Below are 9,868 nucleotides of genomic sequence, written 5' to 3' on the forward strand. Positions count from 1 at the left end.
GTCGTCGAACACGTCGGCGCGCCGACGTGGCAGAACTCGCTCAAGAGCCTCACCAAGGGCGGGCGACTCGTCACCTGCGGCGGCACCGGCGGCGGCAACCCCGAGACGGACATTCCGCGCATCTTCTGGAATCAGCTGCAGATCATCGGTTCGACGATGGCCACGCCCGATCAGGTCGACGATGTGATGGAACTCGTCTGGGACGGCACGTTCGAGCCCGCGATCCGCGAGGAACTGCCGATGAGCGAGACCGCGCGCGCTCACGAGATCATCGAGAACCGGGAAGGGTTCGGCAAGGTCGTCGTGCGGCCGGACAGCGAACTCTAGTCGGGAGCGATCGAGGCCCGGCGAATCGACCCGATTGCGTTCGGAGACGGGCGGAGGGGGAACCGTGAGTGCTTTCACTGCGCGCTCGAAACGAATCGGTAGTGACCTCGAGCGACGACGGCGGCTACGTCCACGATCCAGCGGCGGTCGACGCCGGTTCGGACGGCGAGCGGGGAGCCGACGGCCCGGCCGATGGCGGGCGGAATCACGAACCGGTACACCCCGCGACGGCCGACCGGGAGTTCGACTGGCGCGGCTGGACCCTCGTCGCCGTCATCGTCTTCGCGTTTCTCGCCGCCCCGACTGCGATTTACCTCGTCCCGCCCGGTGCGGAGGGCTACCGCTTCGCGCTGTTGATCGTGCCGCTGGCACCCGCTATTTTCCTCGCGATTACGGCCGTCTGGGCGACGACGCGGCCCTGAGCGCGGCTGACCGTGCGCGCTGTTCGACGACGAATTGCGTGACTACCGAAACAAAAACGGCCTATACTTCTGCTTCGCGGACGACCTCGAGCCGATCGAGCACGGTCGAGCCGTCGCTCACGTCCCGGTCGGGCGTCTCCTCGCGGTCGACGTACGTCGCCAGTTCGTCATAGAGCCGATCGGCCTGCGGGCCGGTGAGTCGCTCCGTGTCGCCGTCGGCCTCGAGCGTCTCGAGTAGCTCGAGGGTCCACTCGGGCGGCATCTCGTCGATCTCGAGGGCCTCGTCGAGGCGCTTCGAGAGGACGTGGTGGGCGACCCATTGCTCGTCTCGGGAGAGCGTGACTTCGTACGTCTCGGTTTCCGGTGGTGAGGAGCTCATATCGTCAGACGGGACCTGTTTCGTTGGTCCTCAAACAACGCTACGAACAGCGATGTAATAAGCCTTGTTACCATATGCCATAGTTGCGACGCAGCCGGGGATTCTTTCGATCTGACCGAACGGTTCGTTTGCCGATCAAAAGCTACTAACAGAACCGTATCCAGACCACAGACAGGTGGAGCGTTAATGGATCTCGAGACGGTTTCCGAGCGGATCGCGACCGGTCGCATCGGACGCGCGGTCTCGCGACTGGTCCCCGCAACCCCCATCTGGGAGCGCGAGTGGGACGTCTGCTGCGTGCTCGACGGCTGCCGCCTCGATCTCATGCGAGAACTGTCCGCGGCCGGCCACGACGCGCTGCCGGACCCCGACGGGGTGGACTCGCTGTGGTCGGTCGGCTCCCAGTCCGCGGAGTGGATGGACCGAACCTTCGCGCCGCGGTACCGCGAGGAGATGGCCCGGACCGCCTACGTCACCGGCAATCCCTTTTCGTCGCAGTCCTGCGAGCACATCGCCGTCACGTCCGGCGACGTCCTGCCGCTCGAGGCCGACGATTTCGGCGCCTTCCACGAGGCCTGGCGCGACGAGTGGGTCGACGACGACATCTCGACGATCCCGCCCGCCCCCCTCACGGACGCCGCGATCGCGATCTGGCGCAACCGCGAGGAACTGGGCATCGACCGCGTGCTCGTCCACTACATGCAGCCCCACGCGCCCTTCCGGTCGGAGCCGGGGTGGTTCTTCGGCTCGGCCGACATCGAGCACTGGGGGCAGTTCACCGACGGCGAGTCGTCCGCTGCGGACGACGACTTCGACCCCGACGACCTCTCGCCCGCGGAACGCGAGGCCCTCGAGGCGCTCGCCGAAGCCGAGGCCGAGAGCGACGACGAGACGGATTCGATGAACGATCCCTGGATGCGCCTGCGCGACGGCGACTTTTCGTTCGACGCGGTCTGGACGGCCTACCGGGACAACCTCGAGTGGGCCCTCGACGACCTCTCTCGACTGCTCGCGAACTGCGACGGGCGGGTCGCGATGACCAGCGACCACGGGAACGGACTCGGCGAGTTCGGCGTCTGGTCGCATCCGCCCGGGACGCCGATCCCCGCGATCCGGCGGGTCCCCTGGGTAGTCCGCGAGGGGCAGGATGGGGGGACCTCCGATCCCGCACTTCCCGCGGGAATTCGCGAGAGCGGGGCGAGCGGTGCGGACGATACGGATGGCGAAGCGGGTGCGGCGATCGAATCGCGCCTTGAGGCCCTGGGCTATCGGTAATGGCCCCGAACACGCTCAGGGACGCGATCTACGCCGTTCGGACGGCTCGACTGGGACTCGAGCGTCGGCGACTCGACTACGGCGAGGAAACCCGCGAGCAGGCCGAGCGGCTGGCCGCCGTGCTCCCCGCCTCGGCGGCCGAACTGCGCGAGTACGAGCGGGAGTACGAGGACCTCGAGTGGTTCCACGACACGTACGCGGACCGCGTGGCGGAGATCCACGAGGCCGGCGTGGCCACCGATACGACCCACTGGCGCGACGGGGTGACGCTGTACGTCGTCTGTCGCGCGCTCGAGGTCGAGACCGTCGTCGAAACGGGGGTGCTGTTCGGCTCGTTCGACGCGCACATTCTGGCGGCGATGTGCGAGAACGGCGGCGGCACCCTGCACGCGGTCGACCTACCCGGCGGCCCGCCGGGGCCGTTCGAGTACGGCCACCTGATCCCGGATCGGTGTCGTGACCGGTGGGAACTCCATCGGGGCGATGCGCGGGACGTTTTGCTCGGGCTGCTCGAGCGCGTCGGACCCCTGGACCTCTTCTTGCACGACTCGGACCACCGGCTGCCCCACATGCGCTTCGAGTACGAGACGGCGCTGGGCCACCTCGAGCCCGGTGGGGTACTGGCCAGTCACGATGTGCGGCTCTCGAGGCTGTTCGATCGGTTTACCGAGGAAAACGGGCTACAATCGTGCGTGGTCTGCGATACCGGGATCGGACGGGTGCCTTCCTCGAGCAGCGCGGATTGAGTGCGTCGGAACTCGACACCGATCCGATCGCGGGTCGTCGAGACGAAGTCGCGTCGAACCGAGACAGTGACTGGCGGTCATCGAGGGTATTCGGCAGTCGATCATCGTTCCGACGGAACTCCGGACTGGCAAACCCGCGTGCGGTGGCGCGCACTGTCGGCCGACCGAGCGTCGCGAGGGCGGCCGTCGCTACTGCGCGAGGGATGAGCGAGCGGAGCGAGGCGCGAACAGTGTGAGCGCCTCGAATACCGAGCGAATCGGCTGGGGAGGGCGTGGCGATCCCGTGTTGCCACGATAGCAGGACGCTTTTTCGTAGCATTTCCTCCAGAATACACCGTTCGATAATTGTCTCCATCGAATAGAGCAGTCGGACCGAACGGGCCGAAAACACGGAGCGGGGTTTTCGTCCCGATCAGTCATGCCGGAGGTCACAGAGCACGGCGAGGCGTTCGGCGCGCTGGATGAGGAGCGCACGCCCGGCACCCGTGAGCCGATAGGCGGTCACCCGATCGTCGGAGTCGTCGCGTTCGGCGAGGAGGTCGCGGCCAACGAGCGCGCGCAGGTTCGGCTCGAGCCGGGCGCGGCTGACCGTGGGATACCGGCGTTCGAGGGTCCAGGTGATCCCCGAGGGGTAACAGCGCTTGCCGTCGCGCTCGCGGCGGGCGACGGCCTCGAGACAGTCGCGCTGGAAGGCGGTGAGTTCGATCCACGCGCGTCGGCCGTCTTTCGGCGGGTAGTCAGGGGGTGATGCGTCCGCTCGAGCGGGGCTTTCAAGGCCCCGCGAATCGTGGTCGGGCATGGCTTTCTGCGGGATACGGAAGTCACGCGGGCCGGTGTTTGGGCACCGGGTCCGCGTTTCTCTCTCGAGGACCGATTCGGGTAGTCGTGGGTCCGTCTGGCTTCCGTAGTTCGGTCAAGGAGCAGACAGTACTTAGAACTAGTGCATCAAATACAGCTCCAGAAAGCTCTAAACAGCGTATAAATACTATCGAATCGAGCGTTCTAACACGGTGTTTCGTGTGTTCACGGTCGAATGCGACGGCCACGGGTGGACTGGATGACGCGAGCCGACGACGCGATCCTCGAGTTTCTTCTCAACGAGGGGAACCGTCCCCTCGTCGCGAATCCGACCACCGTCGAGGCCAACATCGATTACAAAATCTCGCACGTACGGCGCAGACTGCGAGCACTGCAGGATGGTGGACTCGTGGAGTACTACGACGAAGATCGGGGTCTGTATCGGATCAGTGAGCGAGGTCGAAAATATCTCGCCGGGGAGCTTGATGCCGATGACCTCGAGCCACCCGAGAGCTGATTCCTGAATGCGCCCGCTGGTTTCGTGGATGACAAAATCCGATCCCGCGCTGCTCGAGTTCTTCGAGGAAACGGGGATAGCAATGCCGCCAGCGGTGGTTTCATACAACATTGACGGCGTCTCTCATCCGACGGTCAAGCGTCGTCTTCCGGTCTTGGAAGATCACGGACTTCTCCAAAAAGTCGATGCTGACCGGGGCTATTACCGAATTACGGATCGAGGTCGTGCCTATCTCGAGGGTGACTTAGAGAGCGAAGACCTCGAATCGTCATAACAAGAAAGCGTCGCAGGTGACCGCTCATCACCTGATGTACTCGTACACACAACCTAGGAAATCCTATTTTTCGACCTTGCTAAACTGCCGATCTTGGGCCTCAAACGCGCACCGTGTACGCTCTTCGGACAAGAAAGACTGGCCAACCGATAGAGCGACGTACGAGATGCACACGGCAAGTTACGGTTCGTGTACATATTCAAAAATCGGGCTCTGTTAGCGTATAACCCCAGGCAGTTGAGTCGAAAGGATGCTTCATCATCTTCTATTCACTCGGAGGTTGGCTGAACGCTGCGATAATTATGTGTGAAAACTGAATAGTGGGATTTTCATCAGATATAGATAATATTCGTAGAGGCGAGTTGAATAGAAGGCGCGTAGTGCATAGACGCAGAATAAGATGGTGGGTTAGCACCCCTCCTCCGGAGATACCAATGAGTGGCGCCCCTATCCTTCGTTCGGCATGTTCTCTGGTGGTTGGTCGCCTTTACCGGCGCAGACTTCCTCCTCTTTTTCGTCCGGCATCTGCCCGCACGCGTGGTGTGTTTCTGCCTCTTCATCCGATGGCGCGCCTGCGGGGCTATGGGCTGTTGCTGTACCTACACCGAGTGCTGTCAGTCCTGCAATACCGCTTGCCGTTCGAACAAATGTTCTCCGTTTCATGGTACCACCTCCTGAGGGGAGGCGTGCTATCTTCCCTCACGAGAAAAAAGAAAATACTGGTCCATCCCTCGAAACTGACAACTTTGTATTCAGTAGGGGCTATAGGAGTCTACCAAATGACAAATATTTACAGCCTTCATTGAATTATGTTTTTCGACTCTTGCACCAGAATGGAATTGAAGTGAGAAAAGAAAAGGCCAGTGATGGCAACAGAAAACCAGCAAACAAATCAAGATCCGACCGATCAGCACGCGTCGGACAATGGAATTGTTATTACACAGAACCGGATCGTTCAGTTCTTATTTACGAATAAAAACGTTCAGCATGCTGTTAACCTGATCACGGTCGCGGTTTTCTTTTACGCGATCTATCGGGCCGCAGTCGGCCCAACGGACTCAGGTGCGAACTTCGGGAACGTCGCGTTCTTCGGCCTTTGGTGGACTCCGGTTATGATTCTCAGCCTTGTTTTTCTTGGACGGATCTGGTGTTACTTCTGCCCGATGGGTGCTATCGTTCGATTCACACAACGATTCGGACTTCAGCGCCATTTCCCGATGTACACGCGGAAATGGCTTGTACTCGGTCTCCCCATCTCCATCCTCTCATTGACTGCACTCACATTCGCCATGGCTCGCTGGCCAATGTATAAAGTGGGCGTTGCGTATACGCCGCGACTCATCCCAATTTACTGGCTCACAATCCTTGGAGTCGCTGTTGGCGTCAGCCTGATCTTTCAGCGACAGGCCTTTTGTCGGTACGTTTGTCCTGCCACGGGTGTGATGAGTGTCACCTCGAAATTCTCGCCGCTCGAAATCGCTCAGAATAAAGAGACAGGTGTTCAGTGTGCCACACTTGAGTACAAAAGTGACTTTCTAAGCACTGACCGTCGATGCACCGCGTGTATGAAATGTACGACCGAACAGCCTGATGAAGACGTAGAGTTACGGTTTCGCTGGCCGGGAGCAAAGGTCGTCACCGAGCGTATTCCACTCGTGGATGAGGCACTTATCGCGCTAATTATCTGGGCCGTATTCCCCATTGATCACGTACTTGGCGATGCCGTCGAGAGTACAGCGGTCATTCAAAGTTTGCCAGGGTTGCTCTCACCGACTGCAGCTTACCTTATCAGTATTACAGTGACGGCTCTCGGATTCACTGCCGTCAACCGGCTGGCAAGCAACTGGAGCGGTATCGACTGGAAGAATTCCTTCACGAAGTTCGGGCTTGCCTATGCCCCGCTGGGGATCATGTTCACACTTGGATCGCACGCTATTGGCGGATTGCTTGAAGATGGTGGACACACGCTGAACGTGTTTGCCCGTGGCTTTGGGATCGCGCTGAATCTCCCCGCAGGAGCGAGTCCCGAACTCGTCTCGGTTTGGGATCAGTTTTTCGTCACCGGCTGGCTCTGGCTCGCCGTCCTCTGGAGTACGGTAATCGCCTGGCAGGTAGCGAGGACGATGACTGATTCGAAACAACGCGCATTGAAAGCATTTGCCCCGCACTTTGCGCTGATGGCTGGCAGCACCTACGTCGTCGCCACCGTTCTTGCGGCCCACTGATAAAATCTGGTTCCTCTATTTCCATCACAGACGAACAACAGACACAACAGACAGAGGGGGTATCGTCCGTCGAGACGACGTTCGATCCCGCCAGCGACGACGTCTTTGATATACCGCGATATCATCGAGTTTCGGACCGCACATTGATTCACCTGTACTACGAAATTCAGGACGATTTGCGAAGGCGGTGATCGTTCACTACCGGCCAAATAAGTAACGGAGTGATGACTGATCTATCCGAGAAATAGCAGAAACTGCGTACTGAATACAGAGAATATATCCATCCGCCGGTTCCGTTTATTTCAATACTTACAGGGCGATCCCTCTCCCAGTAACTGAGCAATCGCGCCTCAAGATACGTTGTTACACGGAATAGTCGATTATATTGACGATATGATAGCTATATATGGTGTGTGAGCGTGTCACTATTCCCACCAACTGAAAACTCAGCGGTGGGAACGAGGGAATTACCATGACCAACGATAAGCAAGGTTCCCCCGATTGGAACCTCAAAGGGGAGTTCATCGAAGCGTGCAACTGTTCAGTCCCGTGCCAGTGTCTATGGTACGAACCAGCAGATGACGGTGGGTGTACCTTCGCCGGATTCTGGAATATCGAGGAAGGGACGTACGGAGACGTGTCCGTAGACGGGCTGGGAGCTGGTATGCTTGTCTTGGACGAAGGAATCCTCTTCGAAGGCGGGTGGCACGTCGTCCTCGTGATCGACGAGGCCGCCGACGAGGGACAGGCAGATGCACTCGAACAAATCTTCTCCGGACAGGCGGGCGGCGTGTTCGAAGCCGCTGCGCCGCTCATCGAGACGGTCGAAGACAGTGTCGTGGTCCCATTCTCTTACTCGACTGAGAACGGCCACCTCTCGTTCAGTGCCGGCGACATCGTCACGATAGAAACTGCCAAAGCCGTTGGCTTTGGCGAGACCCAGGGATCGGTGTCCCCGCACCCGTTTATTCAACCAGAGGAAACGGCGAACACCGGAAAGACGACCGAAGCGACCGTCGACTTTGATGACGACTTTTCGTGGGACGTCGGCGGAAACAACTCGTACTTCGGGGAGTTCGAGATGGCAAATACCTGAATTTACCGCTCCGTATCCCCCGATCATGGCGACACGAGATGCCGTTCAGCGGTTTATTGCTGTCCGTCAGCTGCCGGTCATCGCCATCGCCATCTACGGTATCGCGCTCGTGGCGTGGATAGTAATTCTCCGGCAGTGGCTGTCAATGCCAGGAGGGGAGATGAGCAGGCAGATGGCTGATCCGGGCGTCCCAGAGGCGATTGCTACAGGGCATGGCCTCGTCGGCGTGGGATTCTATCTGGCTATGTGGGGGACGATGATGATCGCTATGATGTATCCTTCGTCGGTGCCGCTGTTCCGGTTGTACTACGGCACGCTTCGGGATGGCTCAAGAGCCGCAAAACTCACCCGGATGAGTGCGCTGCTCGGAACATATACACTCGTCTGGGCGCTCACTGGCCTGATTCCACTGGCGGTCAATTCCGTGATCCCGATCGCGCCGCTCGCCACCGACCATGGACCGCTCCTGTTCGGGAGTGTGTTGGTGCTACTCGGCGGATACCAACTGTCCTCATACAAGAACCGGTGTCTGGATCAGTGCCGGTCGCCGCTGGGCTTTTTGATGACCTATCACCGTCCGGGGATTCGCGGTGCAGTGAGAATGGGCTGGCGGTTCAGTTGCTTCTGCGTCGGGTGCTGCTGGGCGTTGTTCGCGTTCATGGTTGTCGCAGGCACGATGAACATCCTCTGGATGGCGGTCATTGCGATTGTGCTCTCACTCGAACGAACGGTTTCGTGGGGACCACAACTAGCTAGGGCAGTCGGCATATCCGCTGGCGTCGCCGGAATCGTTCTCATCATGGTCGCGGTGGTCTAGGGGGAACGATTGAGAGATACGCGCTGTAAGTTCAGCATGACGGCTTTGTTGTTTCATCCCAAAGCCAATGGAACCAGCGGTTCAGTAGATGTGCATACGTACCTTTTTGCTGCGGGTTGCTGAGAAATCGGAGGTTTCGCTTGATGCCGAGAGTGCGATGCTCTCTCGTCGCAAACCGCTCGCTTCGCTCGCGGATGCTGGAAGCGGTAATCCTTCATCTGTACTTCCCACTCGGCCATAGTCTACTCTCTTCCTTCCGAAGCGGACTCGACAGTACTCGTTATCGAGGTCCCATCCTCTCCTACTGGTGGAGCAGCACCGTTGTACCGTCTCGAATCGGCCAACCTGACTTTTCGCTAGCGCAGCGCGCAGAGCGCGCGTCGCGCAATTGCCCGACCCCCGTAGGGGCACAAGCGTGAATCTGACCGGACTCTGTCTTCTATCCCCGTTACCCTCATTCGTATCCGTTCTGGCGAATCTGAACGCTCTCGTCCCGATCACGTCATTCGACCAGCGGATCAGTAAACAGATCCGCAGCCCCCGACACCCCTGACAACGCATCAGCGGCCAGCACCGCCGCCCCGCAGGTCCACGTCGGCCGCTCGCCCGGCCAGAACTCCTCGTCCTCGAACTGATACCCCGTCCAGAAGATTCCCTCGTCGTCGGTCCACTGAAAGAGCCACTCGAGGATCTCTCGAGCGCGCTCCGTCCGTCCGACCGCGGCCAGCGAGACCACGAGTTCGCAGGACTCGGCGACCGTCACCCAGGGCTCGTCGGAGACGCACCGACAGCCCAGCCCCGCCTCGAGAAAGCGGTCCATCCCCGCCTCGAGCCGGTCCCGCGCCGAATCGCCGGTCACCACGCCACAGAGGACGGGATAGAACCAGTCCATTGCGTAGCGGGACTTGCTCGTCCAGGTGCGGTCGAACCGGTCGGGCCGCGAGCGGATCGCCTCGCCGAGGTGGGTTCGGGCCTCGAGCCAGCGGTCGCGC

At 60.2% G+C, this 9,868-nt stretch carries 11 protein-coding genes and 1 pseudogene; 9 read left to right on the forward strand and 3 right to left on the reverse strand.

Annotation, left to right across the window (positions count from 1 at the left end):
• On the forward strand, window positions 1–327 hold a 327-nt coding region (locus tag PGX04_RS19425; protein WP_273740022.1), incomplete at its 5' end, for a zinc-binding dehydrogenase.
• Window positions 328–428: 101 nt separating this feature from the next.
• A complete protein-coding gene (locus tag PGX04_RS19430) occupies window positions 429–749 on the forward strand; it encodes a DUF7977 family protein (protein WP_273740023.1) in 321 nt (106 codons plus the stop codon).
• 61 nt (window positions 750–810) lie between these two features.
• Here PGX04_RS19430 and PGX04_RS19435 read toward each other — a convergent pair whose 3' ends face one another.
• On the reverse strand, window positions 811–1,128 hold the full coding sequence (locus PGX04_RS19435) for a DUF7853 family protein (protein ID WP_273740024.1): 318 nt from the start codon (window positions 1,126–1,128) through the stop codon (window positions 811–813).
• A gap of 186 nt (window positions 1,129–1,314) precedes the next feature.
• Between PGX04_RS19435 and PGX04_RS19440 the strand changes: the two genes are divergently transcribed.
• Window positions 1,315–2,403 carry a hypothetical protein gene (locus PGX04_RS19440; RefSeq protein WP_273740025.1) on the forward strand — a complete coding sequence of 363 codons (1,089 nt, stop codon included), beginning with the start codon at window positions 1,315–1,317 and terminating at the stop codon, window positions 2,401–2,403.
• Complete coding sequence (locus PGX04_RS19445; RefSeq protein ID WP_273740026.1) at window positions 2,403–3,149, forward strand: class I SAM-dependent methyltransferase; 747 nt, start codon at window positions 2,403–2,405, stop codon at window positions 3,147–3,149. The genes PGX04_RS19440 and PGX04_RS19445 overlap by 1 nt, the downstream gene beginning before the upstream one ends.
• Window positions 3,150–3,561: 412 nt before the next feature.
• Here the strand turns inward: PGX04_RS19445 and PGX04_RS19450 are convergent, their stop codons facing one another.
• Window positions 3,562–3,948, reverse strand: a complete 387-nt coding sequence (locus PGX04_RS19450; protein WP_273740027.1) for a PadR family transcriptional regulator — start codon at window positions 3,946–3,948, stop codon at window positions 3,562–3,564.
• A gap of 258 nt (window positions 3,949–4,206) precedes the next feature.
• On the opposite strand from PGX04_RS19450, the gene PGX04_RS19455 reads away from it, so the two are divergent.
• The 5 genes from PGX04_RS19455 to PGX04_RS19475 all read left to right on the forward strand — a co-directional run bounded on the left by PGX04_RS19455 (window position 4,207) and on the right by PGX04_RS19475 (window position 8,876).
• The gene (locus PGX04_RS19455) at window positions 4,207–4,464 is read left to right on the forward strand and encodes a helix-turn-helix domain-containing protein (RefSeq protein ID WP_273740028.1); all 258 of its coding nucleotides are present in this window, start codon (window positions 4,207–4,209) and stop codon (window positions 4,462–4,464) included.
• Between the two features lie 7 nt (window positions 4,465–4,471).
• Window positions 4,472–4,738, forward strand: a complete 267-nt coding sequence (locus PGX04_RS19460; RefSeq protein ID WP_273740029.1) for a helix-turn-helix domain-containing protein — start codon at window positions 4,472–4,474, stop codon at window positions 4,736–4,738.
• 866 nt (window positions 4,739–5,604) lie between these two features.
• A complete protein-coding gene (locus PGX04_RS19465) occupies window positions 5,605–6,963 on the forward strand; it encodes a 4Fe-4S binding protein (RefSeq protein WP_273740030.1) in 1,359 nt (452 codons plus the stop codon).
• A 472-nt stretch (window positions 6,964–7,435) separates the two neighbouring features.
• A complete protein-coding gene (locus PGX04_RS19470; protein WP_273740031.1) occupies window positions 7,436–8,059 on the forward strand; it encodes a DUF1326 domain-containing protein in 624 nt (207 codons plus the stop codon).
• Between the two features lie 25 nt (window positions 8,060–8,084).
• Window positions 8,085–8,876, forward strand: coding sequence for a DUF2182 domain-containing protein (locus PGX04_RS19475; protein ID WP_273740032.1), 792 nt, complete (start codon window positions 8,085–8,087; stop codon window positions 8,874–8,876).
• A 502-nt stretch (window positions 8,877–9,378) separates the two neighbouring features.
• On the opposite strand, the pseudogene PGX04_RS19480 reads toward PGX04_RS19475, so the two are convergent.
• Window positions 9,379–9,868, reverse strand: a pseudogene (locus PGX04_RS19480) (prenyltransferase); the annotation flags it as partial.

Source organism: Natrinema soli (assembly GCF_028618695.1).

Bases quoted from the DNA above. Each gene is read 5' to 3' on its own strand.
- PGX04_RS19435 (WP_273740024.1), bottom strand. From the start codon at position 1,128: ATGAGCTCCTCACCACCGGAAACCGAGACGTACGAAGTCACGCTCTCC.
- PGX04_RS19440 (WP_273740025.1), top strand. From the start codon at position 1,315: ATGGATCTCGAGACGGTTTCCGAGCGGATCGCGACCGGTCGCATCGGA.
- PGX04_RS19445 (WP_273740026.1), top strand. From the start codon at position 2,403: ATGGCCCCGAACACGCTCAGGGACGCGATCTACGCCGTTCGGACGGCT.
- PGX04_RS19450 (WP_273740027.1), bottom strand. From the start codon at position 3,948: ATGCCCGACCACGATTCGCGGGGCCTTGAAAGCCCCGCTCGAGCGGAC.
- PGX04_RS19455 (WP_273740028.1), top strand. From the start codon at position 4,207: ATGACGCGAGCCGACGACGCGATCCTCGAGTTTCTTCTCAACGAGGGG.
- PGX04_RS19460 (WP_273740029.1), top strand. From the start codon at position 4,472: ATGCGCCCGCTGGTTTCGTGGATGACAAAATCCGATCCCGCGCTGCTC.
- PGX04_RS19465 (WP_273740030.1), top strand. From the start codon at position 5,605: ATGGCAACAGAAAACCAGCAAACAAATCAAGATCCGACCGATCAGCAC.
- PGX04_RS19470 (WP_273740031.1), top strand. From the start codon at position 7,436: ATGACCAACGATAAGCAAGGTTCCCCCGATTGGAACCTCAAAGGGGAG.
- PGX04_RS19475 (WP_273740032.1), top strand. From the start codon at position 8,085: ATGGCGACACGAGATGCCGTTCAGCGGTTTATTGCTGTCCGTCAGCTG.